The 26,237-nt window shown below is 72.6% G+C and carries 25 protein-coding genes; 11 read left to right on the top strand and 14 right to left on the bottom strand.

Translation table 11 applies throughout. The annotated features are described in order from the left end of the window. Positions 1–11: 11 nt before the first annotated feature. Together AC0KTA_RS34500 and AC0KTA_RS34495 are read left to right on the top strand one after the other, a co-directional pair. Positions 12–1,010, top strand: a complete 999-nt coding sequence (locus tag AC0KTA_RS34500; RefSeq protein ID WP_481052118.1) for an ABC transporter substrate-binding protein — start codon at positions 12–14, stop codon at positions 1,008–1,010. A gap of 6 nt (positions 1,011–1,016) precedes the next feature. Further along, positions 1,017–1,484 carry an ester cyclase gene (locus AC0KTA_RS34495; RefSeq protein WP_481052117.1) on the top strand — a complete coding sequence of 156 codons (468 nt, stop codon included), beginning with the start codon at positions 1,017–1,019 and terminating at the stop codon, positions 1,482–1,484. 57 nt (positions 1,485–1,541) lie between these two features. On the opposite strand, the gene AC0KTA_RS34490 is transcribed toward AC0KTA_RS34495, so the two are convergent. After that, on the bottom strand, positions 1,542–2,504 hold the full coding sequence (locus AC0KTA_RS34490; protein ID WP_481052116.1) for an NAD(P)H-dependent flavin oxidoreductase: 963 nt from the start codon (positions 2,502–2,504) through the stop codon (positions 1,542–1,544). 82 nt (positions 2,505–2,586) lie between these two features. Continuing rightward, entirely contained in the window at positions 2,587–3,921 is a 1,335-nt protein-coding gene (locus AC0KTA_RS34485) for a M20 metallopeptidase family protein (RefSeq protein ID WP_481052115.1), read from the bottom strand. 327 nt (positions 3,922–4,248) lie between these two features. Here AC0KTA_RS34485 and AC0KTA_RS34480 point away from each other — a divergent pair, with 327 nt between their 5' ends. Further along, on the top strand, positions 4,249–5,175 hold the full coding sequence (locus AC0KTA_RS34480; RefSeq protein WP_481052114.1) for an NADP-dependent oxidoreductase: 927 nt from the start codon (positions 4,249–4,251) through the stop codon (positions 5,173–5,175). A gap of 81 nt (positions 5,176–5,256) precedes the next feature. Then, positions 5,257–6,210, top strand: coding sequence for an AraC family transcriptional regulator (locus AC0KTA_RS34475; protein ID WP_481052113.1), 954 nt, complete (start codon positions 5,257–5,259; stop codon positions 6,208–6,210). A gap of 59 nt (positions 6,211–6,269) precedes the next feature. Here AC0KTA_RS34475 and AC0KTA_RS34470 read toward each other — a convergent pair whose 3' ends face one another. Next, a complete protein-coding gene (locus AC0KTA_RS34470) occupies positions 6,270–7,307 on the bottom strand; it encodes a helix-turn-helix transcriptional regulator (protein WP_481052112.1) in 1,038 nt (345 codons plus the stop codon). A 205-nt stretch (positions 7,308–7,512) separates the two neighbouring features. On the opposite strand from AC0KTA_RS34470, the gene AC0KTA_RS34465 reads away from it, so the two are divergent. Beyond that, positions 7,513–8,259: a glycoside hydrolase family protein gene (locus tag AC0KTA_RS34465; RefSeq protein WP_481052111.1), complete on the top strand. Its 747-nt coding sequence runs from the start codon at positions 7,513–7,515 to the stop codon at positions 8,257–8,259. Positions 8,260–8,451: 192 nt separating this feature from the next. After that, on the top strand, positions 8,452–9,324 hold the full coding sequence (locus AC0KTA_RS34460; RefSeq protein WP_481052110.1) for an NAD(P)-dependent oxidoreductase: 873 nt from the start codon (positions 8,452–8,454) through the stop codon (positions 9,322–9,324). 37 nt (positions 9,325–9,361) lie between these two features. Here the strand turns inward: AC0KTA_RS34460 and AC0KTA_RS34455 are convergent, their stop codons facing one another. From AC0KTA_RS34455 to AC0KTA_RS34440, 4 genes are all read right to left on the bottom strand, one after another. After that, a complete protein-coding gene (locus AC0KTA_RS34455) occupies positions 9,362–10,948 on the bottom strand; it encodes a PTS ascorbate transporter subunit IIC (protein ID WP_481052109.1) in 1,587 nt (528 codons plus the stop codon). Between the two features lie 17 nt (positions 10,949–10,965). Further along, complete coding sequence (locus tag AC0KTA_RS34450) at positions 10,966–11,769, bottom strand: PTS sugar transporter subunit IIAB (protein WP_481052108.1); 804 nt, start codon at positions 11,767–11,769, stop codon at positions 10,966–10,968. Positions 11,770–11,871: 102 nt separating this feature from the next. Then, positions 11,872–12,282, bottom strand: a complete 411-nt coding sequence (locus AC0KTA_RS34445; RefSeq protein ID WP_481052107.1) for a RidA family protein — start codon at positions 12,280–12,282, stop codon at positions 11,872–11,874. Positions 12,283–12,511: 229 nt separating this feature from the next. Continuing rightward, positions 12,512–12,751, bottom strand: a complete 240-nt coding sequence (locus tag AC0KTA_RS34440; RefSeq protein ID WP_481052106.1) for a chaplin — start codon at positions 12,749–12,751, stop codon at positions 12,512–12,514. Between the two features lie 237 nt (positions 12,752–12,988). Here AC0KTA_RS34440 and AC0KTA_RS34435 point away from each other — a divergent pair, with 237 nt between their 5' ends. Further along, complete coding sequence (locus tag AC0KTA_RS34435) at positions 12,989–14,203, top strand: NAD(P)/FAD-dependent oxidoreductase (RefSeq protein ID WP_481052105.1); 1,215 nt, start codon at positions 12,989–12,991, stop codon at positions 14,201–14,203. Between the two features lie 10 nt (positions 14,204–14,213). Further along, a complete protein-coding gene (locus AC0KTA_RS34430; RefSeq protein WP_481052104.1) occupies positions 14,214–15,152 on the top strand; it encodes a sigma-70 family RNA polymerase sigma factor in 939 nt (312 codons plus the stop codon). Here the strand turns inward: AC0KTA_RS34430 and AC0KTA_RS34425 are convergent. The 4 genes from AC0KTA_RS34425 to AC0KTA_RS34410 form a co-directional block, all read right to left on the bottom strand. Beyond that, positions 15,097–16,326, bottom strand: a complete 1,230-nt coding sequence (locus AC0KTA_RS34425) for an RNA polymerase sigma factor (RefSeq protein ID WP_481052103.1) — start codon at positions 16,324–16,326, stop codon at positions 15,097–15,099. The genes AC0KTA_RS34430 and AC0KTA_RS34425 overlap by 56 nt on opposite strands. Further along, positions 16,319–16,540 (bottom strand): hypothetical protein, encoded by a 222-nt coding sequence (locus AC0KTA_RS34420; protein WP_481052102.1) that lies wholly within the window; start codon positions 16,538–16,540, stop codon positions 16,319–16,321. The genes AC0KTA_RS34425 and AC0KTA_RS34420 overlap by 8 nt, the downstream gene beginning before the upstream one ends. A 136-nt stretch (positions 16,541–16,676) precedes the next feature. Then, entirely contained in the window at positions 16,677–17,735 is a 1,059-nt protein-coding gene (locus tag AC0KTA_RS34415; RefSeq protein ID WP_481052101.1) for a hypothetical protein, read from the bottom strand. 79 nt (positions 17,736–17,814) lie between these two features. Further along, on the bottom strand, positions 17,815–18,978 hold the full coding sequence (locus AC0KTA_RS34410; protein WP_481052100.1) for an epoxide hydrolase family protein: 1,164 nt from the start codon (positions 18,976–18,978) through the stop codon (positions 17,815–17,817). A gap of 387 nt (positions 18,979–19,365) precedes the next feature. Between AC0KTA_RS34410 and AC0KTA_RS34405 the strand changes: the two genes are divergently transcribed. Continuing rightward, complete coding sequence (locus AC0KTA_RS34405; RefSeq protein ID WP_481052099.1) at positions 19,366–20,163, top strand: arylamine N-acetyltransferase family protein; 798 nt, start codon at positions 19,366–19,368, stop codon at positions 20,161–20,163. Between the two features lie 54 nt (positions 20,164–20,217). Then, positions 20,218–20,748 carry a tyrosine-protein phosphatase gene (locus AC0KTA_RS34400; protein ID WP_481052098.1) on the top strand — a complete coding sequence of 177 codons (531 nt, stop codon included), beginning with the start codon at positions 20,218–20,220 and terminating at the stop codon, positions 20,746–20,748. A 66-nt stretch (positions 20,749–20,814) separates the two neighbouring features. Here AC0KTA_RS34400 and AC0KTA_RS34395 read toward each other — a convergent pair whose 3' ends face one another. The 3 genes from AC0KTA_RS34395 to AC0KTA_RS34385 form a co-directional block, all read right to left on the bottom strand. Beyond that, on the bottom strand, positions 20,815–21,549 hold the full coding sequence (locus tag AC0KTA_RS34395; RefSeq protein ID WP_481052097.1) for a phosphatase domain-containing putative toxin: 735 nt from the start codon (positions 21,547–21,549) through the stop codon (positions 20,815–20,817). 243 nt (positions 21,550–21,792) lie between these two features. Next, a complete protein-coding gene (locus AC0KTA_RS34390; RefSeq protein ID WP_481052096.1) occupies positions 21,793–22,716 on the bottom strand; it encodes a hypothetical protein in 924 nt (307 codons plus the stop codon). Next, entirely contained in the window at positions 22,713–25,142 is a 2,430-nt protein-coding gene (locus AC0KTA_RS34385) for a PEP/pyruvate-binding domain-containing protein (RefSeq protein WP_481052095.1), read from the bottom strand. Before AC0KTA_RS34385 ends, AC0KTA_RS34390 begins: the two co-directional genes overlap by 4 nt. 201 nt (positions 25,143–25,343) lie before the next feature. Here AC0KTA_RS34385 and AC0KTA_RS34380 point away from each other — a divergent pair, with 201 nt between their 5' ends. Then, complete coding sequence (locus tag AC0KTA_RS34380) at positions 25,344–26,210, top strand: helix-turn-helix domain-containing protein (RefSeq protein ID WP_481052094.1); 867 nt, start codon at positions 25,344–25,346, stop codon at positions 26,208–26,210. Positions 26,211–26,237 lie beyond the last annotated feature (27 nt).

The following is a 26,237-nucleotide window of genomic DNA, read 5'->3' as shown; positions in this document are numbered from 1 at the left end:
AAGGGACCACCATGCCCCCGCACCACCGCTCGACCCCCGCCCTCTCCGGCACGGCCGCCGCCTGCGCCCTGGGCCTGCTCGCCGCGTGCGGCGGTTCCGGGGACACCGGGGCCAAGGTCGCGAAGGACAGCGCAGGCCGGTCCGAGATCAGCGTCACCTACCCCACCAACGTCAGCAACGTCCCGCTCCACATCGCCCTGAAGAAGGGCTACTTCAAGGACGCGGGCCTGGCCGTGAAGGCCGAGCCGGACCTCGGTTCGGGCAGCACCATCGAGGCGATCGTCGGCGGGCAGGTGAACATGGCGTGGGCGAACTCGGTCGGCGGTCTGACCGCGTACAGCAAGGGCATCGGCGTCAGCCTGGTCGCCATCACCGACACCGCGCGGCACGGCAATCAGCAGGTCCTGGTCGCCAAGAAGTCCTCCGCCCGCGAACTCGCCGACCTCAAGGGGAAGAAGCTCGCGGTCCTCGCGCCGACCACGGTCTGCATCCTCAACGTCCGCTCGGCGCTCAAGGCGCAGGGGCTGCCCACCGACACCATCAAGTTCACGCCCGTGTCGCCGCCCGAGCACGCCAACGTGCTCTCCTCCGGCGAGGTCGCGGCGACCTGCACCAGCGAGCCCTTCCGCACCCAGATGATCCAGAAGCTCGGCGCCCGCTCCGTCTTCGACACCGACACCGGCGAGCTCAAGGGCTATCCGGTCGGCGGCTATCTGGTGACCTCCGCCTTCGCCAAGGCCCACCCCAAGGAGATCACCGCCTTCCGGACGGCCCTCACCAAGGCGGCGCGGTACGCCAACACCCACCCCGAAGAGGTCCGTGAGCTGCTGCCCACCTTCACCGGCACGGACGCCGACGTCGCCGCCGACGTCGTCATCAACCGCTATCTGGAGAAGCAGGACGCGGCCACCGTCCGCCCCATGGTGGGGCGGGTCGCCAAGGCGATGCGCGCGTACGGCCTGTCCGACGAACCGATCGACGTCTCCGGCTACTTCGCCGACGGAAGGTAGCGCCCCATGTCCTCGCTCGTCAGCCGGACGGCCAGTGGCCCGGTACCGGTCCACACCCCCGAGGAGCGCCGCAACCTCGCGACGATCCTCGCCCTCAGACGCGCCACCGTCGAGGGCCGCCGGGCGTTCCTCGCCCCCGGCTGCCGGGTGCACCGCCACGGCATGGCCCACCTGGCGGCGCGCGGCGGCTTCGCCCACGGCAGCGGCTACACCGCGGAGTCCATCGCCGACCGCCACGACCGGATCGAGGACATCGTCGCCAAGGGCGACCGCGTCTGGGCGGTCTGGACGATCCGGGGCACGCACACGGGCCCGCTCTTCGGCATCGAGCCCACGGGCAAGCCGCTGGACACCCTGGAACTTGGCATCTGGCGCCTCACCGACGGCAAGGTCGCCGAAGCCTGGTTCTTCGCCGACGAGTACGGCCTCGCCGAGACGCTGGGGCTGGGCCTACTCGGGGACACTGACACCTGACACCTCTCCGCGACGGATCCGGCCGCGCGCGTCAGCCGTCCTCGCGGAGGCTGTCGGTCAGTGCCTCCCCGCTCGGGTCAGTGCCTCCTCGGCCTGCGCGGCCAGGGTGGCGACGAGGTCGGCCGCGGGCGGGAGGTCGGTGACGAGGTCGACCGCCTCGCCGGCCCACACGGGTAGCGGGGGGACCTCGCCTCGTGCCACGTCGTCCTCGTACGCCCGTTGCGCGTGGGGATCCGCGGCGAGTTCCGCCTCCCGGCCCCGCCATCGGTCGAGGTAGCGGTGGCCCAGAGTGCGGGCTGTGTACTTCGAGGGCCAGTCGGATCCGCGGGCGATGTCGAGGACGCGGTTGCGCTCGGTGTCCTGGCCGCGTCCCTCGACGATCGTGGTGGCGATCGACGGGTGGACCAAGGCCTCGGCCGTGGCCTGGAAGCGGGTGCCGATCAGCGTCCCCGCCGCGCCCAGGGCCAGGGCGGCGGCCACGCCGCGGCCGTCGGCGATCCCGCCTGCCGCCAGCACCGGCACGGGTGCCGCCAGGTCCACCACCAGCGGCACGAACGGCAAGGTGGACCGCCCCTGTCGGGCGCCGTGTCCGCCGCCCTCCGTCCCTTGCGCGACGATGACGTCGGCGCCCAGGTCCACCGCCTGCCTGGCCTCCTCCATGCTGGTGGCCTGAATGATCAGTGCCGCGCCCGTCCTGCGGATGCGCTCGACAAAGGGGCTCGGGTCCCCGAAGGACAGCATCACCGCCCTGGGGCTGTGCTCCAATATCCGCTCGACCGTGCCGATGTCGATCGCCCAGCTCCAGAGGCCGACACCCCAGGGGCCCGCCGTGCCCCGCGCCACGATGGGCAGCTCACGGGCCAACCAGTCCGCATCCCCGCGCGCGGCGCCCAGCAACCCGAGCCCGCCGCCGCGCGAGACGGCCGCCGTCAGTTCACCACCGGCCGAACCCCCCATCGGCGCCAGCGCGATCGGATGCCGCACACCGAACAACTTCGTGAATGCCGTCGACAACGTCATGACCCCCATCATGGCCCCGGGCGGCGCGACCGAAGTGGCGCGAGCGAAGTGGCGCGAGCGAAGTGGCGCGAGCGAATGAGCCTCAGCCCCGGGCACGTTCGGCAAGCCACCCCGCCATCGCGCGGACGCCGATGCCGATGGCCCGCTCGTCGGGGTCGAAGTCTCCGTAGTGCGGGTAGCCCTTCGTGATGACGGTCCCGGGCGTCCGCACGCCCAGGAAGGTGTACGTACCGGGGATCTTCTTCAGGAACAGCGCGAAGTCCTCGCCGTTGAACGGGAACGCGGCGTGCATCACGGTCACCGCGTCCGGGCCGAGGACGCGGCGCAGGTGCCGCCTCAGGTTCAGGGCGTCCCCCTCCGGGCAGACCATCGCGGGGAACGGCTCCTTGGCGAAGTCCACCACCACACCGTCGTAAGGCTCGGCCAGCCGCCGGATCGCCTTGCGGACCTCGGTGTAGTGCTCCTCGGGCCAGCAGCGGTACGACACGGGGATGGTGACCCGGCCGGTCTCCTTGTCCTTCATGGCGTTCGCACGGACGGCGACGAACCTGGCCAGCGGCCCATGCGGAGTCTGCACGTCCGCGACCATCTTCTCCAGGTCGGCGGGCGTCTGCGGGGGTGCCACCGTGGCGAGTTGCTTGATCTCGGCAGCGAGCCGCTCGGCGGATGCGAGCGCGTCCGGGCCGGTCACCGTGATGGCGGCCCCGTCCTGCCCCGGCAGGCCACTCCCCGGCGTCACGGCGAACTGCCCCACCGGGAACGGGCCGCAGTGCAGGGCATGGATCTCCTCGGGCGCGTCCCTCAGTGCCGCGTCCTCGATCATCGCCTCGGCGCCTTCCAGGGCTTCCTCACCCGGCTGGAAGACGAAGACCACAGTGCCGCCGATCCGGTGTCTCAGCTGCGCGAGAGTCTGCGCGACGCCGACGCCCACGGCGGTGTGGAGGTCGTGCCCGCAGACATGGGCGGGCCTGTCGCCTGCGGGGATGATCCCCTTCGGCGGTACGGCGTCCATGTCGGCACGGTAGGCGACAGTTCGCCCGGGACGGGCCCCCTTCAGTACGCCGACGACGCCGAGGCCGCCGACGCGGGTCCTCACCTCGAGCCCGGCGGCGCGCAGCAGATGGCTCACGATCCTGGAGGTGGCGACCTCCCCCTTCTCCCACTTCGCCGCCTCCGGGTGCTCGTGGAGATCACTCCGCAGCGCGATCAGATTGCGCTCGATCCGGCGGGCGACGGCGTCGATCGCCGCCTGATCAACAGGGCCACGCCGACCGTCGACACCGGCATCAGCACCGGCATCGACATCGGCATCGGCCGCGACCGCGGAACCGGCCGGCACCATGGCACCGACTCCGGCTGCCGCGGTACCGCCGAGCAGCGCACGGCGGTTGAGGGCGGGCTTCTGCGGATCGGGCATTCTTCCCCCAGGCTCACGGTGCGGAGGCAGGGCCGAGCGCCCGTTCCCCGTTCGGCTCGCCGCAAGTCAATCAAGAGCACCTCCGGACGGCTCAACTGCCCCCGGCCGTACGGGTACTGAGAGGCGCCCCTCCACTTCAGGACGCCCGCAAGGCGATCGATCGCGTCGCAGTCGCAGTCGCAGTCGCAGCCAGGCCCTCGACCCGTAAGACGCTGAGACATCTTCTGGAGACAGAAGGATATTCATCGGCTCGTTCGATCTTCCTAGGGTTGAGGCATCAACGACCGGCCGAACGAGGGGCCGGACGAACCGAGAGGAACTCCTCCCATGCGTGCTGTCATCCAAAAGTCCTTCGGCGGGCCCGAGGTCCTCGAGACCGTCGAGGCCGAGCGCCCCAGCCCGCTCGGCGGCGAAGTACTCGTCCGCGTCCACGCGAGCGGGGTCAACCCGGTGGACGTGGCCGTGCGTTCGGGTGCGTACCCGTTGCTGGGCGAGCCGCCGTTCGGTGTCGGCTGGGACATCTCCGGCGTCGTCGAGGAGGCCGGTCCCGGGGCCCGGTTCAAGCCGGGTGACGAGGTCTACGGCATGCCGTTCTTCCCCCGCGCCGCCACCGGATACGCCGACTACGTCGCCGTTCCCTCGCGGCAGGTGGCCCGCAAGCCCGCCACGCTCGACCACGTGCACGCCGCCGCCCTCCCCCTCGCCGCGCTCACCGCCTGGCAGGGCCTGGTCGACGCGGCCCGACTGGCCGAGGGACAGCGGGTGTTGATCCATCGCGCGGCCGGCGGCGTCGGCCACTTCGCCGTCCAGATCGCGAAGGCCCGGGGCGCCCACGTGATCGCCCTGGCCAGTGAGCCGAAGCACGGCTTCGTACGCGGCCTGGGCGCCGACGAGGTCATCGACTACCGGACCACCGACTACACCGAGGTGGTACGCGACGTCGACGCCGTCTTCGACTCCTCCTCCGAGGGCACGCGTTCCCTTCAGGTGCTGCGGCCCGGCGGTGTCCTCGTCAGCATCATGGAGCACTGGAACCAGGAGCTGGCCGCCCAGGTCGAGGCGGCGGGGCGGCACTTCGCGGGCGTTTCCGTCGAGCCCGACTACGCCTCGCTGGAGGCCATCGCCGCTCTCGTCGACGCGGGCCGCATCCGTCCGTACGTCGCCGAGACGTTCCCGCTCGCCGACGCCGCCAAGGCCCACGAGCTGGTCGGGACCGGCAGCGTCCAGGGCAAGGTCGTCCTCACCGTCGCGTGAGCGGCAGCCTAGGGTGGAGGGCCGGGACGCGGAGCGAAAGAGGGGGAAGAAGGCGTTGGGCACGCGGGGAAGGGGAGAGCGTTGGACATCCTGACCGAGGCGCTGGCCTCGATGCGGACGGGGCACCCCACGTCCGTCCGCACCGAGGGCCGCGCCCCCTGGGGCCTGCGCCTCCCCCCGGTCGCGGGCGCCGGATTCCACGTCGTACTGCACGGAACGTGCTGGCTGATCCCGCTGGAAGACGCACCCGACGCACCCGACGCACCCGACACCGAGCCGATCCCCCTGAGCCCCGGCGACGTGATCTTCCTGCGCGACGGCCGCGGCCACATCCTCGCCGACGATCCCTCCACCCCGGCCGAGGAGGAACAGCCCGGACAGCACCGGCCTAGTACGCCGATCGGCACCGTCACCCTCGGCGGCGACGGCGCCCGCACCAGCCTGCTGTGCGGCAACTATCACCTCGACCAGGGCCGCCCGCACCCGCTCGTGCGCCAGCTCCCCGAGGTCATCCATCTGCCCACCGGGCAGGGCCGGCACCCCGAGCTGAGCGCGGCGGTCCAGCTCCTCCGCGTGGAGCTGGACAATCCCCGCGTCGGCTCGGCCGGCATCGTCCCGGCGCTCATCGACTCGCTGCTCCTCTACATCCTGCGCGCCTGGCTCGACGACCGGCCTCCCGCGGCCGCCGCGGGCTGGGCCGCCGCGCTCGGCGACTCCGCGGTCGCCCCGGCCCTGGCCGCCATTCACGAGGCCCCGTCGGCCCAGTGGACCGTCGAGTCGCTCGCCGACCGGGCAGGACTGTCCCGCGCGGCCTTCGCCCGCCGCTTCACCACCCTCGTCGGCGAACCGCCCATGGCCTACCTGACCCGCTGGCGCATGACGAACGCCGCCAAGCTCCTGCGCGAGTCCGAGGCCCCGCTGACCACGGTCGCCGCGCGCACCGGCTACGGCTCCGAGTACGCCTTCGCGAAGGCCTTCAAGCGCGAGTACGGCCAGGCCCCCGGCGGCTATCGCCGCCAGTCCCGCGCCGCGTGAGGACCTGACGGCCGCGGCTCACGTACGAGCCGTGTTCGGTGTTCGGCACGCAGCCGGGCTCAGCGCGTCAGGATCGTGATGAGCTCGTCCCGGCTGTTCACGCCGACCTTGCGGTAGATCGCCTGGAAGTAGTCGTTCACCGTGTGGTGTGAGAGATCCAGTCGGCGTGCGATCTGTTTGACCTGCATTCCTTCCAGGGCGTGCTGGACGACCAGTTGTTCCTGGGGCGTGATGCCGTGCCAGGCGGACACGGCGGTGAGCAGATGGCCGGTGGGGGCCGACTGGATGGTGGCGGCCACAAGTCCGTCCAGAGGGCCGTCCAGTGGCTGTGCGGTGATGACGATCCAGCCGTGTGCCGTGGGGACGCAGGTGGTGGCGCGCCGGTCCCCGCGCCGGGCGGCGACCAGCGGCCCCCACATCGGGGTGATGGCGTGCTCGCCGCCGGTGTGCAGGGGGTCCGCGGCCAGTCTCCGCAGCCACGCCTGCCCGTCCGGAGTGGCGGAGCTGATCCCGTTGCGCTCATCGATGATCAGCGTTCCGGGTCCGGGTCCACCTCGCACGGGCCCAAGGCGGCTCGTCCTGCTCACGAAGCTCCGTACGGCGGCGGCCAATCGGGGACCGAGGCGAGCCGCGCGGTCGGCGTCCTCCGTGACGAACGGCCGCACCCCTGGCCCACGCACCAGCACGAACCCGCCCCAGGCACGGCCGCGCAGCGTGAGCGCCACCCGTAGTTCACAGGCAACGCCCTCGGCGGCCAGCACCTCGTGCCAGGGGGCCGTGACGTCATTCTTGGGCGAGCCGGTGCCGAAGACGCAGACCGGGCAGGGGCCACGGACGAGCTCCGCGAACGGGTTGAGGTCGCGATCGGCGCGGTGGCCGATCCCAAGTTTGCGGCATGCGTTCGGGCTGTAGCCGTGGCCCCGGGCGGCGAAGGCGGGGGTACCGGCGACCGGATCCATGCCCATCAGGCAGAACCCGTCGTGCGGCAGGACGTGCCCGACCAGGCGCGCGATCTCATCGGCCAGGTCGCCCAAGTTCGACGACTCGGACGCCGTGCCCAGCACCCCCCGGGTCACTGCCTCGACGCTCCAGTTCACTTCGCCAGTATGCACCCGGGTCGTCACGGCCTCCCGGTGTTCCCGCAAGGCCGGGTGCCAGGCGCGCCACGGTGGCGCTGCCTCATGGACGAAGGCCCCCACCCCCTGACTTTTCGGGGGTACTTGCGCGTCACTCGCCTCTCCAGGATGGCCCTGGGGCGCCACCGCCGAGCACGGCCACCGGACCTCCACATCGCCGGATCAGGTGAGTGCCCCCTCCAGCCCCGACGGCAGCGCGTGGACCGACCAGCGCCCGCTGGTGGGCGGCACCAACACCGCTCCCGCCCTCGCCGAGTTCAACGGCCGCCTCTACCTCGTCTGGAAGGGCACCGGCGACGACCAGCGCATCTTCTACGCCTCCACGGCGGACGGCACCCGCTGGACGGAACAGAGCCCGCTGGTCGGCGGCACCAACACCAGTCCCGCGCTCGCCGAGTTCAACGGCCGCCTGTACCTGATCTGGAAGGGCACCGGCGACGACGCGCGCGTCTTCTACGCGTCCACCGCCAACGGCACGGCCTGGTCGGACCAGCAGACGGTGCCCGGCGCCCGCACCGACAGGGCGCCCACGGCGACCGCGTTCGGAGGACAGCTTTACCTCGCGTGGAAGGGCGCCGGTGAGGGGCGCGTCCACCACGCGACGACCGCCGACGGCCTGGTGTGGGACCAGCGCGGCCCGCTGGGCGGCGTCGGCGGCACTAGCCACGGCCCGTCCCTGACGGTGTTCCACGGCGCGCTCTTCGTGGCATGGAAGGGCGCGGGCGACGACCAGCGCCTCTTCTACAACGCCAGCGCGGACGGCCGGACCTTCGGCCCTCAGGCCACGTTCGGCGGCGGCACGAGCATGGGCCCGGCACTCGCGGTCTTCGACAACCGCCTGTACGCGGCCTGGAAGGGCCAGGGGAGCGACGGACGCCTGTTCATCTCCTCCAGCGCCGACGCCCGTCCCTGACGGACGGGTCAGCGGAGGCCCGGCGTGGGGTGCCCCGCGCCGGGCCTTCGCATGGGGCTTCGCCGAGCGTCCTTCCTCCCTCACACACCCGTAGGTAACTACGCACTTTTTTGTGCGTACTTGTGAGATGCCGGTGCCGACCCGAAGGTGAACGGAAGGCATCTGATCACGCGAGCACCAACAGGAGCACTTGTGGGCGACACGGCAGTCACAGTCATCGGTCTCGGCGAGATGGGACGGGCACTGGCGGACGCCCTGATCACTTCGGGGCATTCCACGACCGTATGGAACCGCAGCGCCGCCAAGGCCGATGACCTGGTGGCTCGCGGTGCCGTGCGAGCCTCGACGGTTGAGGCAGCGGTCCTCGCCAGCCCGCTGGCACTCGTCTGCCTGCTGGACTACGACGTCACAGACGCGACCCTTCGGCCCGCCGCCGACGCTCTGCGCGGCCGGACTCTGGTCAACCTCACCAATGGCACACCGGCCCAGGCGCGAGAGGCGGAGGCCTGGGCAGTGGGTCATGGTGCGGCCTACCTGGACGGCGGGATCATGGCGATCCCGTCGACGGTCGCGACCTCCCAGGCGTTCGTCCTCTACAGCGGTCAGAAGGCGCACTTCGATGCGCACAAGGAGACCTTGGAGGCATTGGGGGCGGCCAAGTACCTCGGCGCCGACGCGGGCATCGCCGCACTGTACGACCTGGCGCTGCTCAGCGCGATGAACGTGATGTTCGACGGCTTCTTCCACTCGGTGGCCATGGCCACCTCGCACCAGGAAGGCAGCGCGGCCGGCTTCACGGAGCTCCTCGTGCCCTGGCTGACGAACATGACCCAGGTGATGCCCGCGTTCGCCGCCGACGTGGACTCGGACGCGAAGCCAGTGCTTGCCCAGGGTCTCGATGTGGTGCTGGCCAGTGTGCGCAATATGGCACAGGCGTCGCGGGACGCGGGCGTGCGCGCCGACTACTTCGAGCACTCGGCAGCGGCTCTGGAAAAGCAACTCGCCGAGGGGCTGATCACCTACACCGCACCCGAGGTGGTGCAACGCCTCAGGACTTCCCACTGATCGAACCTTCGGCTGGGCCCTGCCAACGCCCCCAGCGTCAGCCCTTCTCCCCGGGCGGCGGCGGAGGCGCCGGGGCACCCGGCGGCGGGGCGATCTTCGCGTACGTACCCGACGGCGGCGCGGAGGCCCCTGCGCCGGAGTCGGGCTCGGCGGCGGCCGCCCCCTCCTCGCGCGGCAGGAGGGCATCGCGGTGGGCGCCCGGGTCCCAGCCCGTTTCCACGACCCGCTTCTGTACGACGATCGCGGCGGCCAGGATCACGGCTCCGATGAGCAGCATGAGGACGGCGCCGCCCACCGCGCCCGCCTTCGCGGCGTTGCCGACGAGGGCGCCGAACCAGCCGAAGTCCGCGTCGCCGAACGTCGTGTTCTCCTTGCCGAAGGCGCCAAGCACCTTCAGGAGGAGGGCGGGCAGGAAGGTGATGAGGACGCCGTTGAGGAACGCGCCGACGACGGCGCCGCGCCGGCCGCCCGTCGCGTTGCCGTAGACCCCCGCGGCGCCGCCCGTGAAGAAGTGCGGCACCAGGCCGGGCAGGACGAGGGCGAGGCCGAAGGCGGGCTCGAAGATCCAGGCGAGCAGGCCGAGGCTGACCAGGCCGCCGATGAAGCTGGAGATGAAGCCGATGAGGACCGCGTTCTGCGCGTACGGGAACACGATCGGCGCGTCCAGCGACGGCACCGCGCCGGGCACGACGCGGTTCGCGATGCCCTGGAACGCGGGCACCAGCTCGCCCAGGATCGTACGTACGCCGAAGAGGATCACCGCGACCGCGATGCCGAACTGCAGTCCCTGCATGACCGATTGCATGACGTACGCGCCGACGTCGGGCGCCGCCGGACCGCCGTCGGTGGCGAACGCCTTGAAGGCGCTCTCCTTGCCGACCTTGGCGAGGAACACGAGCGACATGATCAGGTAGATGAGGACCATGGACACGGCCGTGGCCACCATCGAGTCGCGCAGGAAGCGCAGGCCTTCGGGGAGCTTCATGTCCTCCGTGGAGCGGCTGCGCCGGCCCACGACCTGCCCGGTCGCGCCGGCGACGACGTACCCCGCCGTGCCGAAGTGGCCGATCGCGACGGTGTTGTTGCCGGTGACGCGCTTGGTCCAGGGGTGCGCGAACGCGGGCATCGCGACCAGCATGATGCCGAGCAGGACACCGCCGACGACGACCACGACCCACGAGCGCTGCCCGGCCGTCGCGAGCACCATCGTCAGGAGCGTGGCCATGAACAGCATGTGATGGCCGGTCAGGAAGACGTAGCGCAGCGGCGTGCAGCGGGCCAGGACCAGGCTCACGGCGAAGCCGAGGATCATCAGCCAGGCCACCCGTGAGCCGTACTCGGCCTGGGCGATGCCGACGATGGCCTCGTTCGTCGGGATCACGCCGTGCGCGCCCGTCGAGCCCTGGATCATCTCGCCGAGCGGGGCGAGCGCGGCCACGACGAGGCCGGCGCCCGCGCCGATGAGCAGGAACCCGAGCGTCGCCTTGATCGCGCCGCCCACGATCTGGCCCGCCGACTTGCGCAGCGCGATCAGGCCCGCGGCCGTGATGAGCCCGATCAAATACGCGGGCTGGCTGAGGATTTCGTTGACCAGGAACTTCGCTACGGATACCAGCCAGTCCACGGCTCTGCCCCCTCTTTCTATACGTCGTACGTGTCCCGCAGGACGCGATCGGCCTCGGTGGTGGAGGTGAAGTCGTCGACGACCTTCACGGGGACGCCGACGTCACCGAGGGTCTTGGCGATCTCCCGGGACGTGAGGATGGCGACGGCCTCGGAGGCCTTGCCCTTGGCGGAGATGGTGTCCGTGGCCTCGACGGTCACGTACCGGCCCCAGCCCCAGCGGTCGAGGACCTGCTCCAGGGTGTTCTTGAGGAACAGGCTGGTGCCGAGGCCGTTGCCGCACACGGTCAGGATCTTGTGCACGGCGGGACCGGCCGCGGGAGCCGACTCCCTGGCCGCCCCGGCGGCGCCCGTACGCCGGGCGCCCGCAGGCCGCTCCCCCGCCAGCAGCGCGTGCACCGCGGCGGGCGTCGACGCCTCGCGCAGCGCCCGCCCCGTCTCCGGGTCGGCGAGCAGCCGGGCCAGCGAGGCCATCGCCTCGGTGTGCGCGGACGCGTCCGTGGCGGCGAGCGCCACGACCAGGTCCACCGGGTCGTTCGTCTCGTGCCCGAACGCGACCGGCGGCGCGAGCCGCACCCAGGACATGCCCGTCCGCAGCACCGCGGGCGAGGGCCGCGCGTGCGCGAACGCGAAACCGGGGGCGACGACGATGTACGGCCCGCTGTCCACCACGGTCCGGATCATCTCCGCCGTGTACGCGTCCGTGCTGCTGCCCGTCGCCACGAGCAGCTCGCCCGCGGCGCCGATCGCGGCACGCCAGTCCTCGGCCGCCACGTCGAGCCGGATCGCCTCGACGGGCAGGAGATCGCTCACAGACACCATGCGGTTGATCGTTTCACAGACCACCGGACACGGCAGCTCCGAGCGGACGCCTCCGAACTCCTACCGGACGGCCCCGATTCCGACCGGACGCCCCCCGAGTTCCTACCGGACGGCCCCGATCGCCTCGATCTCGATCATCCACTCCGGCTTGGCGAGCGCCGACACCTCGACGAAGGACTCGGCCAGCGGCGGCGTACCCGTGAAGTACTCGGCGCGCAGCTTGCCGAAGACGTCCTGCTGCGCGATGTCGGTGACGTACACCGTCGCCTTGACCACCTCGGTGAGGCCGGAGCCCGCGTTGGTGAGAACCGTCGACAGGTTGGCGAGCGCCTGGCGGGCCTGCGCCTCGAAGTCACCGGCGCCCACCGTGGCGCCCGTCCCGTCGATGGGGGCCTGGCCGGAGGTGAACACGAGGTTCCCGACCCGGACGCCGAGCGAGATGCCGACGCCGTCGTACCAGTCGGGGTCGGCGGTGACGCGGACGCGCTCGGCGGCGGAGTGGGCGGAAGTCATGCGGGGCTCCTCAATGAGGTCCGGAAGTCCAGTGGCAGGCCGGGTCCCGGGGACCGCGGTGCGGCGGCCCGGGACTCGCTCATTGATCTTCAAGCCGCGCGGTACGGCGTTCCATTCCCTCCTCGACACCTCTGTCGCCGAGGTGAGCGCGCCGCGGGAAGGGAAGGGCCACGGCGCGCTCGCTCACACCGTGTCGGGCTTGCGGGCTCTTACGGTGCGATGCGTCTGGTCAGTCGTTGACGCAGGTGTTGCCGAAGGCCGGGTTGAGCAGGCCGATGATGTCGATGGAGTTGCCGCACAGGTTGACCGGCAGGTGGATCGGGATCTGGATCGTGTTGCCCGAGATCACGCCCGGCGAGTTCTGGGCCGCGCCGCTGGAGCCGGCGTCGGCGGACGCGAGGCCTGCCGCGCCCATCACGAGGGCAGCGGTGCCCAGCGCAACCGCCGTCATCTTTTTCATTGCAGACATGCTTCGTTCTCCTTGAGATCGACTCATCTTGAAGGCGCCCGGGCCGGCCACCCCACGACGTCGCGCGGTCGCGGGAGCACGCCGGGGGCGCCCGCCAAGATCAACGCGCCGCCCCACACCCGGACACGCCGGTTCCCCCGAATACCGATGAGGTGACCCACATCACATCCGGCTCCTGTCAGGAATCGCCGCGCTGTCCCGCTCAAGGGGCAAGCGATTCAGACAGGGAGCCACACCATGAAGCACCGCATCCTCGTCCTCGGCGCCGGTTACGCCGGGGCCTTCGCCGCCGGGAGCCTCGCCCGTCGCCTCTCGCCCGCCGACACCGAGATCACCGTCGTCAACGCCGAGCCGGTCTTCGTCGAGCGGATGCGCAACCACCAGCTCGCGGCCGGCCGGGACCTTGCGGCCTTGCGGCTCGCCGACCTGTTCGCGGGCACCGGGGTACAGCTGCGCGTGGCGCGCGTCACCGCGGTGGACCCGGAGCGCAGGACCGTCGCCGTGACCGGCGAGGACGGTGACGGCGAGCTCGCGTACGACACGCTGCTGTACACGCTCGGCAGCCGGGCCGCCGACCACGGTGTCCCCGGTGTGGCCGAGCACGCCTTCGACGTCGCGGGACGGCCGTCGGCGCTGCGGCTTCGCGCACGCCTGGACAGTCTGGGCCGAGCCGGCACCGTGCTGGTCGTCGGCGAGGGCCTGACCGGCATCGAGACCGCCGCCGAGATCGCCGAGTCGCATCCCGGTCTCTCCGTGGCGCTCGCCGCCCGTGGTGAGCTGGGAGCCTGGCTCTCTCCGGCGGCCCGGCTCCACCTGCGGGAGGCCTTCGACCGGTTGGGCATCACCGTCCACGAGCACACCGGCGTCGAAGCCGTCGGGGCGACGTACGCGGTCGCTGCGGACGGCACCTCCTTCCCGGCCGACGCGACCGTGTGGACGGCCGGGTTCGCCGTCGCCCCCATCGCGGCCGCCGCCGGTCTCGAAGTCACCGAGGACGGCCGGATCGTCGTCGACGACACCATGCGCTCGGTCTCGCACCCGGACGTCTACGCCGCGGGCGACAGCGCGTACGCGATCGGCGTGAACGGCCGGCCGCTGCCGATGTCCTGCGCCTCGGCAGGACACACCAACATGCAGGCGACGGACGCGATCGTGGGACGGCTGACCGGACGCCGGGTTCCGAGCGTCAAGAAGACCTACATCGGCAACCACATCAGCCTCGGGCGGTACGACGCGATCTTTCAGATGGTCGATGGCGACGTACGGGCGAAGTCCTGGTTCGTGGGCGGCCGGAAGGCCGCGCGGTTGAAGGCGGGCGTCCTCAGGGGCAGCCTGTGGGGCGTCTCGCACCCGACCTTCGGCATGCCGAAGCGCAAGCGCCGCCTGACCGCCACCACAACGGCCGTCGGCAACGCAGCCGTTGCCACCGCGCCCGAGAACGCTGCCGCATAAGGTCGTCCGCATGGAGACCACCGTCGCTGATCGCTTCGAGGCCGGCCGGGCACGGCTGGCCTCGCTCGCGTACCGTCTGCTCGGCTCGGCGGCCGACGCCGAGGACATCGTGCAGGACGCGTATCTGCGCTGGCACGCCGCCGACCGGGAGCGGATCGAGGTGCCGGAGGCGTGGCTGACCAAGGTCGTCACCCACCTGTGCCTGGACCGGCTCCGCTCGGCACCGGTACGCCGCGAACGCGCGGCCGGCGCGTGGATGCCCGAGCCGCTTCTCGACGGCGACCCGATGCTCGGCCCGGCCGACACCTTCGAGCAGCGCGAATCGGTGTCGCTCGCCGTCCTGACCCTGATGGAGCGGCTCTCACCGGTCGAACGGGCCGTCTACGTCCTGCGCGAGGCGTTCTCCTACCCCCACTCCGAGATCGCCGGGATCCTCGACATCTCGGAGTCCGCGAGCCAGCAGCACGCCCACCGGGCCCGGCGCCGGGTCGCGGCCGCGCGCCGCGGCGGCGGTGAAGTCGACCCGGCGTCAGCGCGCAAGGTCCTGGAGGAGTTCCTCGCCGCCGCGTCCTCGGGTCGTACCGAACGTCTGGTGGCGCTCCTCACCGACGACGCGACCGCGGTCTCGGACGGCGCGGGCCTCTCCAGGACGCTGTGGCGCTACGAGACGCCCGAGCGCGTCGCCTCCATGATGCGGACCGCCTTCAAGCCCAGTCCCGCGAAGCGGCGCCTGGTCGGCGGCTCGCCCACGATCCACATCGGGCAGGTCAACGGCTGGCCCGCCGTGCTCGTCGTGCTCGAGGGCCGGGTCGTGGGTGCGACGGCGTTCGAGATCAGCGACGGCAAGGTGGCGGCGCTGCACGGCTTCGCCGCCACGGAACGGCTCACCCGCCTCACCGGGATGTGGCGGCGGCACGAACCCGACGCGCCGGCCATCGGCCAGTGGTGACCGGCGTCTTCCGGTCAAAGGTGGCGATGAGGGAGATCGGCCGGCCCAACTCGTGCTCGAGCGCGCGGGTGAGCAAGCGGACGCTGGGCTCGAACTGCTCCCAGGCGCCCCTGTCCGTCAGCCCGACGACGAGGTGCCCGGGCAAGGCCTCGATCCGGGTCGGTTCCGGCACCGGGCCCACTTGTTCGACGGCGCGAAGCCACGCCGCGCGGAGTGCGACGGGGTTCTGCTCGGTGAACTCGGGGGGATCCGGATGGGAGGGGGCGGACGGCGGCGGAGAGAGCTGGGCGCCGCGGTCCGTGCCGGGAACTCCCGTGCCGAGAGCGGTCTGTGCGCGGCCGCGTCTGTTGCGCACGGTCCGTACGCGGCCTCCTCGCCGTGCGTGGCAGCCGCGGGGCCTGCGGCCCTTCCCCGTCAGCGGAAGCCGGAGCAGGAGCTGGGGCAGGAGCAGGAGCACGAGCCGGATCCGTCCGCGCTGCAACCACAGCGTCCAGGCGGCCAGGACGGCGATGCCCGCCCAGATGAGGACGCCCAGCTGTATCCCCCACAGCGGCGCCGGCGCCGTCGGATCCTCGCCCGCGTCGTCGGCGGGCGTCACCTGGTGTCGGGCTCCGACCCCGAGGCCCAGGGCCGTCAGGACACCCACGACCGCGGTGGCGATGCTGGCACGCAGCAGGAGCAGGGCTCGTGAACTGTGCCGGGCCACGGTACCGGGGTGCTTGCCCATGAGGACGGCGACCTCGCTGCGCGTGTAGTCCATGGCGTGCGTGGCCCACACCGCGACGCGCTGCTGCGCGGAGAGCTCGAGCACGGCCTTGTGCACGACCGCGCGGTTGGCCACCAACCCGCTGAAGTCGGCGACCACCGGCGGATCCACCCGCAGCGGGTCGGCCGCCCGCCGCTCCTCCAACCGGCCCCGCTCGGCTCGCCGGCGAGCCAGGTACGCCACATCGGTACGGATCACCTGGTACAGCCAGGCCCGGGCGTCGTGCAGCGCGGCGGGATCGCGCAGGGCCTTGGCGAAGGCCGTGCTGACGACGTCGTCGGCGTCGGCCACGCACTCGGGAACGTCCGCGGCGGCCAGCAGGGCGCGCGCCTTCCCCGTCATCTCGCCACGACATTCGGCGAACAGCGTCTCCAGGTCCCCGGCGGTCACCGTGCGCGGCTCAGGCATCCGTCTTCACCGCGCCCTTGCCACCTTTCCGCCCCTTCCGCCCCTTGCGCCGCGTACGGCCGCCGCGCGCCCCGGGAGCCCTGGCGCCGTGCTGGGCACGGATGACCTCCGCCCGGCCTTGTGCCCGGATCCGGAACGCGACGCTGTCCGTCAACTGCTTCAGGCTCGGTGCCACCAGCAGAATCACCAGCACCAGGATGCCGACAAACCCCACCCTCAACCTCCCATCAGTGTGCGGCCGCCCGATGCAAGGGGCTCGACCGTTCACTCAGGAGAGGCGCACGTCCGGCGTTCTGATGACACCCTCGGCAAGATCCTTTGCGTATACCCGTCCGGTCGGGGCGGGGCGGTCAGCGCGTCTCGGAGGCCTTGCGCAGCGCGGTGATGCAGGTGTTGATGGCCTGCTGGAGCTCCTCCAGGCGCTGGACCATGTCGTCCTCGTAGATCGCGTCGAAGTCGACGGCGTCGTCGAGGGTCAGCTCCTCGAAGACCTTGGTGGCCTTCTGCAGGCTGCTGTAGAACTTCGTGCGCCGCTCCTGGACGCGGAGTTCGGGGTCGGCCTCGACGGTCTCGGCGACGAGGGACTTCACCGTGTCGTACGCCTCCGTGGCCCACTCGCCGGCCTCTTCGGAGTCGTCCAGCTCGTCGAGCAGGGACAGGTGCCGCTCGGCCTCGGCGCGCAGTTCGGCGGGGGCGTCGAGGGTCTGCCCGGCGGGCGTGCGGATCTGGCCCTCCTCGGCGACCTTGCGGACGTACTCGATGCGGTCCGCGGCCCTGGCCTCGCCCGCCACGGCCTTCTTCAGGTCGTCGGTGCGGGCGATGTCGCGGGCCAGCTCGGTCTGCAGGGCCGGGTCCTCCTTGAGGCGGTCGAGCAGCGCGTGCCGGGCGGCCTGGGCGGTGGAGGGGTCGGCGAGGATCGCGGCGCGCAGAGCGGTGGGGTTCTCGGCGACCTCCAGGGCCTTGGTGGGGCGGATGCCCTCCGCCTCGGCGGCGGCGGTGATCGCGGTGCCGCGCGCGGAGGTGGCGCTGGAGCGCGGCACGTAGTACGTCAACCACACGTCGGCGTCGGGGAGTTCGACGTCCTGGCCGGGCGCGAGCGCCTCGAAGTGCGGCACGAGCCCGTCGTCGGCGGCCTTGTCCCAGGCCTTGTAGTAGCGCATGACGCGCTCGGCGGAGCAGCCGGCCAGCTCGGCGAACTCCTTCGCCGAGAGCTTCGGCGTCTCGTCGGCGGCCTGCCCGCCGGGCCGCACGCTGCGGGCCACCTTCAGGCCGAAGGTCCAGGCGCCGGTGCGCGCGTAGGCCCCGAAGTCGCGGGCGTCGCGCTCCACGAGTTCCCGGGTGTCGGCCGGGTCCACTGCCCGTGTGTCGGCCGGTTCGGCGGCTTCGGGCGCGACGATGGCTACGGTCACTGATTACTCTCCGGAGTGGGGTCACAAGCTGCGAGGAAGCAGAAAGAAACAGAACGTACAGCCTATATCGACCGCCGGGTCAGCCCTCGCCGCCCCCGTGGCGCAGCGGCCCGAAGAACGCCCGCAGTTCGGCGGCCACCTGGTCCGGTTCCTCGTGGGCCATGAAGTGGCCGCCGCGGCGCGGGGTGCGCCAGTGGCGCAGGTCGGAGAAGACGCGCTCGGCGAGGCTCTTGGGGTAGTCGGCGTACGCCGGCTCGTGGCTGAGGGTGACGGCGGCGGGGACCGTGATCGGCGGCACCGGCTTGTTGAGGTGGTAGTCGTAGTACTGCCGGAAGGACGAGCCGATGCTGCCGGTGACCCAGTAGAGCGTGGCGACGGTCAGCAGGGTGTCCCGGTCCCAGCGCCGGGCGACATCGCCGTCGCAGTCGCTCCAGTCGCGGTACTTGTCGACGATCCACGCGAGCAGCCCGGCGGGCGAGTCCATCAAGGCCGCGGCGATCGTGTCGGGGCGGGTGCACATGATCTCGCTGTAGCCCTGGTCCCCGATGTCGTACGCGGCCAGCGCGTCCAGGTACGTCTGCTCGGCGGGCGTCGGCGGCTCCTTCTCGAAGTCGGCGCTCACCACGGCGGAGGTGATGTGCACGCCGGCGACCCGGTCGGGGTACAGCGCGCCGAGCCACTGCGTGACACCGCCGCCGATGTCACCGCCGAACGCCCCGTAGCGCTCGTAGCCCAGCGTCTCCGTCATGAGGGAGTGCCAGGTCTCGGCGACGCCGCGGCGCGTGAACGGGCCGCGCGGCAGGCCGGAGTAGAGGAATCCGGGCAGGGACGGCACGACCACGTCGAAGGCGTCGGCGGGGTCGCCGCCGTACGCGGCCGGGTCGGCCAGGCGGCGGGCCGCACGCAGCATCTCCACGAAGCTGCTGGGCCAGCCGTGGGTGAGGACCAGCGGCAGCGGCGCGGGCGCGCCCTCGGGGCGGCGGCCCCGCAGACGCACGAAGTGCACGTTGCTTCCCGCCACTTCGGCCACGTGGTGCGGGAGTTCGTTGAGCGCGGCTTCGGCGGCGCGCCAGTCGAAGCCGTCGGCCCAGTACGCGACGAGGTCACGCAGGTGGGCCGGGTCGGTACCGGCCGCCCAGTGCGCGGTGTCGGACGCGGTGGTGAAACGGGTGCGGGTCAGTCGTGCGCGCAGGTCGCCGAGGACGTCGTCGGAGACGGCGATGCGGAAAGGCTTGAGGGTCATGGTTCCTTCGCTCAGGAGTGCTGGAGTGCCGGAGTGCTCTGCGGTGCTTCGGTGCTCGGGAAATCGAGCTCGGAAAAGAGCTCGAAGAAGTGGGGCCGAGCGGGCCGAGCGGTGCGCTCCTGTGCGAACTGCCGCGTGTTTCAGACGCGGGCGGCGGCCAGGAGGGCCCGGACGGTGCGGTCGGCTGCGGTCGTACGAGACGGAGTCGTACGCAACGGGCTCACCTCCTTTGTCGGGCTCGCGCGGACTGCGGGTGCCGCGCGGCGTACCGCGACTATACATATCCCGGCCCCCACGCTGCCCCCTTGAAGTCCTAGGACCGGGGACCGGGCGCCGCCCCGTCCGTGGTCGCTGGCCCCGCCCGGCACGGGCGGCGAGACTTGCCCCATGGATACCGCACGGACAGCCGCCTATCTGCGGCGCATCGGCGTCGAGCGCCCCGCCGCCCCCACGGCATCGGCCCTGCGCGAGCTGCACCTCGCGCATCTGCGCAGCGTTCCCTTCGAGAACCTCGCCATCCACCTCGGCGAGGAGGTCGACCTCACCGAGCGGGACCTGCTCGCGAAGATCGTCGACCGGCGGCGCGGCGGGTTCTGCTACGAACTCAACGGCGCCTTCGCGGCGCTGCTCGCCGCGCTCGGCTTCGAGGTGACGCTGTTGCAGGCCCGGGTGTACGGCGACGACGGCCGGCCGGGCATTCCGTACGACCACCTGGCGCTGCGGGTGCGGACCGAGGACGGCGGTGACTGGCTGGCCGACATCGGCTTCGGCACGCACAGCCACCTGCCGCTCGACCTGGCCGAGCGCGGCGAGCAGAAGGACCCCGGCGGCACGTTCCGCATCGCGGAGGCGCCCGGCGGCGACCTGGACGTCCTCAAGGACGGCAAGCCGCAGTACGTGATCGACCAACGCCCACGCGCGCTGGAGGACTTCACCGCCGGCGCGTGGTACCACCGCACGTCACCGAAGTCGCACTTCACCCAGTCACTGGTGTGCACCCTGGTCACCGAGACGGGCCGGGTCACGCTGAGCGGCGACAAGCTCACCGTCACCACCGGCGACGAGCGCGAGGTCACCGGACTCGCCACGGACGCCGAGGTCCTGACGGCGTACGAGACGTACTTCGGTGTTTCTCTGGAGCAGGTCCCGCGGGTGGCGAAGCCCGTCCGGGTCGGCGGACGGTAGCCGGGAGCCGGGGCGGGTTCCCTCGGCGCGAATCGCACCCCTAGGCAGGCGGTGATGTTCATCGCGGCGCGCGGCCCTGGCGCCGACTGGGACAGCTTCCTCGCCCTGGGGGTCCGCACCGTCGTCGATCTGCGCTACCCGTGGGAGATCGAGGCGAAGGGCCGGGTCCCCGGGCACCCGTCGTTCACCTATCACAACCTGAGCATCGAGCACCGCCCCTACGACCAGCCCTCGTTGGGCCCGGACGTGGCGACGGGGCCGTACCTCGCCGAGCGGGGCCTGCTCGCCGCACTCGTGCTCGCCCTGCTCGGCGTCGGCGAGGCGGACATCGTCGAGGACTTCGCCCTCACCGAACTCGCCGCCGACCGCCTCCTCGCGGACTGGCGCGCCGCCAACCCGGGCCGCGAGCAGATCTGGCCCGGCTACCCGCACGCGCCCGCCGAGGTCATGGAGCTGTTCCTCGCCGGTATGGCCGAGCGGTACGGCTCTCTGCGCGCGTACGCCGCTCATCTCCTCGGCGCCGACGACGAGTTGGTCGCCGCACTCCGCCGGAAACTGCTCGAGCCGGAGGCCGGGCGTGCGTGAGCTGTCCTTCCGGCGCGCCGACGAGTCCGACGTCGCCTCGCTCGTACGGCTGCGGCGACCGGTGGCTCAGAGCGACGCCTTGATCCGGCGGGGCGCGTCGGCCAGTCGGCTGATCAGGGAGACGACGCCCGGCGGCTGGCGGCTGGCGTACCGGTCGGCGCTCAGCACGTAGTAGATCTGCTCCAGGGACGGCGGGCCCACCGCGACCGTGCGCAGCGCCGCCTGGCCGGGTGTGGCCTGGCCGGTGCGGACCAGATAGGCGGCGGTGATCGACCCGGTGCGGCCGACGCCCGCGCCGCAGTGCACGAAGACCGGCCCGTCCGCTTCCGCGACGACGCGCAGGAAGCGGTCCATCTGGCGGCCTTCGGGGGTCTGTCCGTCGCGGATCGGCATGCGGACGACGTGCAGTCCGGCGCGCTTCGGCTGCGCCAGCGCCGCGGCGCTCAGGTCTTCCGCGCGCAGGTCCACGACGGTGTGGATGCCGTGCGCCGCGAGGGCGCGGTAGCCGTCCTCGGTGGGCGCGGAGCCGCGCCACAGCCGGTCGTCCACCGGCTGGAAGTGCTTGATGCCCGCCAATTCGCCGTCGGCGGGGGCGTGTTCGCCCGCCCAGGCCGAGACGGCGAGCACGCCGAGCGCCGAGGTGAGCCAGAAGACCGTGTAGCTGAGGACGCACAGAACGACGACCTTCAGCGTCCGGCGTGTGATCGGGTGCCGGGGTTTGAGCCTGTGCCACACCCGGGCGCCCGCGGCGCGCGCAGAGGCAAGGAGGGCGGCGGCACGGGCGGGTGCAGCAGCGGACAACAAAAAGGGTCACCACCTGATGGCGTACGCGTGGGCGGAGGCCAGGTCTGGGCGGAAGGAACCAAGGAACCAAGAGATCCGCGGAAGGAGCCAAGGAACCAAGGATCCAAGAATCAAGGGGACGGGGCGTCCGGGAGCCGGGGAAACGCCGACACCCTTCAGGCTACCGGCGTCCGGCAGTCCCTGCGACCGGCTCCGGCCGCCTCACCAGGCACTTTGGCCTCACCAACACCCCATGGCACCTCACCCTTCGCGGTGGGCGGGCCGCACCTGGCTCTCGCCGAGGACCTTCGCCCGGGTGCGCTGCGCTGTCGCGTCGACAAGACATCCGCTGAGCCGCATCACGTCGTGGTCCGACAGAGCGGGACGTATCACTCCGGCCCAGACGTCCGTCCCCAAACGGGCCAGCGGCGCCCGCACGTTGAGGGCGGCGGTGGAGCGCCGGCACCGGTCCCACAGCTCGCGCGCGGCGAGGGCGCGGGCGTGCGGGTTGTCGGTGCCGCGCACCTCGACCTGGTAGACGACGGTGGTCGCGGTGGAGCCGTGCGCCGTTCCCGGGCGGGTCTGCGTGGCGTCGGACAGCGTGTCCACGAGCAGCGCGAGGAGCAGTCCGCACGCCGCGACCACGGCGGTCACGACGAACGCCCGCGCGGTGCGGGGCCGCGGCACGGCCGGAGTGTCCTCCAACTCCTTTACTCGGGCGCCGAGTTCGTGCGGCGGCGGCGCGGTCAGGCGCGTGAGCCGGCCGGCGAGCCTGTGCTCGGCTCCGGGCCGGGCGGTGGCCGCCGAGATCTTCTGCACGATCCACGCGACGCCGGACAGCAGCACTCCCGCGGCCATCAGGACGGGTACGAAGACGTACGTGCGGTGGGTGCCGTCGGAGCCGCGCGGCTCCAGCCAGCGGAACCGCACGGAACCCTGCTCCGCGCCGGACTCGCGCAGCCTGCGCCACACCTCCTCGGTACGCAGTCCCGATTCGGCCACCTGCCGTTCGAGGCGGCCCAGGCGGCCCAGGAGCGCCGTGCAGACGAGCAGGCCCTCGACGACCAGGAGCAGCACCCCGCAGATGAGGGCGCGCTGCCACTCCCAGCGGGTGAGGTAGACCACGCTGTAGGTGGCGGCCGCGGCGGCGGTGAAGCCGCCGAAGAGATAGCTCACGTACCTCATGACGCCATGCCCTCCCGGTAGTCGGGACAGTCGGGCGGCAGCGGGCCGTCGCCACCGCGGAGGCCGGGCGGCGCGTCCGGCGCACCGCTGGCCGCAGGGCCGAGCGCGTCCGGCGCACCCCTGGCCGCGGGGCCGAGCGCATCCGGCGCACCCCCGGCCGCAGGGCCGAGCGCATCCGGCACACCCCCGGCCGCAGGGCCGAGCGCGTCCGCGCCCACCCCGGACCCGCCCCCGTCCGCGACGCGTTCCGCCGCCTCCGCGACGACAGTCACGTGCAGCTCGTCCACCGCGCCCGTCCCCCCGTCCACGGACATCCGCGTCCCCTCCGGGAACCGGTCGAGCGCGTCGGGGACAGCGACCGCCGTGGGTACGTCGTACTCGCGGGCGAGCACGGCCAGATGGGAGAGGACGCTGCCGGTCTCGGCGACCAGTCCGGCGAGCTCGGGCAGCAGGGACGCGAGGGCCGGGTCGAGGGTGCGGACGACCAGGACCGGGCAGCGGGGGCGGTCGCCCGTGCCGTGCCACGCGGTGCCCGAGCCGAAGCCGCCGCCCGCGCCCTGCCCCGCGCCCGTCGTGCCGCGCCCGCCGGGTGCGGGCACCGGCCGCCCGGCGGCGAGGCGGAACACGGCGGGCAGCGCGGGGCGGTGCGGCCGGGGCAGCCGCTCGGGCAGGTCGGCGGGCAGGCCCGCGCCGTCGCTCGCCGCCGTCAGCTCGGCCCAGCGCAGCAGGGGGACGCGGGACGGGTCGTCGACTAGCCCGGCCGTCGTGAGGCGGCGGGCGATCTCGCGCACCATGCCGGTCTGCATCTCCTGCACCCAGCGGACGCGCAGGCGCAGCCCCTCGCGGGCGGGCAGGGCGGCCGCGCCGCGCGCCACCCCGGCCCACGGCGCACGGGCGGGCAGCGGCGCGCGCGGCCCCAGCGACGGCGGCAGCAGGGACAGCAGGACGGGGTGGCGGGCGATGAGCCGCGCGTCGTCGGGTTCGGCGGGGCGCGCCTCAGAGAGGACAGCCAGGGCCTCGCCGACAGCCGTGGCGCCGGAGTCCTGCGGTAACAGAGCACCGGCCAGGGCCTCTTGGGCGTGCAGCGCGGCCAGGACCGTACGCCCCCAGGAGACGGCGGCGAACAGACGCCCCGTCAGCATCCCGCCCGGGGGCGGCAGTTCGGTGAGGTACCGGTCCACGTCGGCCATGAGGTCGACGGCGAGTATCGGCAGGGCGGCACGCAGCCGGCCGGTCCGCCAGGCCGCGGCGGCGCGCCGGGCGCCCGGGGCCGGGTTGAGGAAGGCGAGGAAGGCACCGGCGGGGCGGCGTTCGGGCGCCATGCCGAGAAGGCGCAGGTCGGCGGCCGCGCGGCCGTCGACGGTGGTGACGACGGGCAGGCTCCGCAGCTTCCCGCGCGGGGCCGAGCCCGTGATGTCCAGGGCGAGGGTCAGGCCGTACGACATGGGGGCCAGCCACAGGTCCTCCTCCAGCGGCTGCAGGACGCCGGGGAAGGTCTCGGCCACCGGCCCGGGCCCGAGCAGGCGGGCACGGCGCGGCGGGGTGGCGGGCATCGCGGTGATGGGGCGGGCCTGGAACAGCCACAGCCGGTCGTCGGCGTCGAAGCCGAACTCGATGTCCTGCGGGCCGCCGAACTCCCGCTGCGCGAGGCGCGCCAGGCGCACCAGGCGGCGCAGCCGCCCGCGGCCGAGCAGGCGGGCGCCGCGCGGCTCACCGGGTTCGGCGCGCACCAGGCGGGCGTGGCGCGTGAGTTGGTACCGCAGGCCCTGGACACTGCCGTCGACCAGGCGGTCGGGGCCGCCGGGCACGGCGCTGACGAGCATCCGGTCGTGGCGCCCCGCGAGCGGGTCCGCGCCGAACATCACGCCGCCCGCGACGGCGCGCACCATGGGCTGCACGAGCACGGCCATGCCGTTGCCGTCACGGTCGGCGCCACCGTCCGCGTCCCACGAGGACGCGCCGCCCTCGCCCCATGGGAACGCGCCGCCCGCGCCGCCGCCGTCCGCTTCCGTTCCCGCTTCGTGCGGGCTCCCCCTCAACTGCCGTACGGGGACGCGCTGCGCCGAGCGGAACACCCGCCGCACGGCGTCGGTGAACGCCTCCCAGTCACGCACGTCGAGGACGGTCTCGAACAGGCCCGCCAGGGAGGACTCGGTGCCGTCCTCGTGCACGGAGGAGGACCGTACGACGAGCGGCCGGGCGCCGCCTTCGCTCAACTCGCGCCAGGCGCACCGGAGTTCGTCCTCGCCGTGCGGTGACGGTTCCCCGTCCCGGGCGGGCACGAGGACGAACCCCGGAAGGACCGGCAGGCCCGCGGCCGCCGCCCGGGCCAGGTGCGCCGCCTTCGTGCCCGCGAACCGCGGATCGCGTGCCCTGTGCGCCGCGAGCCCCACCACCACGAACCGGTCCATGTCGACCCCGATCATGGCCTACCTCCTCCGCCCTGCCACCGGGCCATGAATCACCCAGCCTTTAGCACGGACGCGTGACCCGGAACTTAAGTTGAGTTCACACCCGTACGAAATGCGCCGAACCGGCCCAGGGCGGCCACTGTGGACGCGTCCGGCGCATCGGCACCACGCCCGGGCCGAGAGGCGTACGCGGGAGCGCTGAGGGACCATGGAAGGGTGAGTGGCTCGCGTCTCAAACCCCAGTTCCGGAGGCTGTCGGGGAGCGGCAGCGAGCTGAGGCACGCGGTGGTGGAGCGGGCCGTGGAGCAGGCCGTACGGGACGGGGACGGCGTGCCGCCCCCGACGACGCCGTCGATGCATCTGCTGGGGATCTACACCGGGCGGCCGGCGGAGCTGCGGTGCACGGCCGACGGCACGGAGCTGTGGGGGCGGTTCCACCCGGGCCAGGCCATCATCCACCCGGCGGGGGTGCCGTCGCAGCCGCGCTGGTCGGACGACGCCGAGCTGCTGCTGCTCGGTGTCGACCCGGCCCGGCTGGAGCGGATGGCGGCCGAGGTCGGCGCCCGCGGCCGGTTCCGGGTGGAACCGAAGTTCCTCTTCACCGATCCGCTCCTGACGATGCTGGTCGAGCGGCTCGTGGCGGAGTTCGAGGGGCCGAAGCCTGCGGATCCGCTGTACGCGGAGTCCCTGGTGCAGGCCGCCTGCGCCGTCATCCTGCGGATCTCCACGAACGCGGGTGACCTGCGCGTACGTGAGGGCGGCCTGCCGCCCCGGCGGCTTGCCGAGGTCCTCGACTACATCCACGACAACCTGACCTCCCGCGTGAGCCTGGAGGATCTCGCGGCGGTGGCGGGCATCAGCGCCTCGCACTTCACCCGGGCGTTCCGCGCCTCGACCGGCGAGTCCCCGCACCGCTATGTGACGCAGCGGCGTCTGGAGCGGGCACGCGAGGAACTGATGACCACGCGCACGCCCATCGCGGACATCGCCCTGGCGCTCGGCTTCGCCGACCAGAGCCATCTCACGCGCACGATGCGGCGGCACACCGGCGTCACCCCGCGCACGCTCCGGGACGGGAGCTGACGGGAACCGGAAGCCGGGAGCTGGCCG

The sequence above is a fragment of the Streptomyces sp. Y309 genome (assembly GCF_056712025.1).
This window is presented reverse-complemented; position numbering and strand designations above follow the sequence as displayed.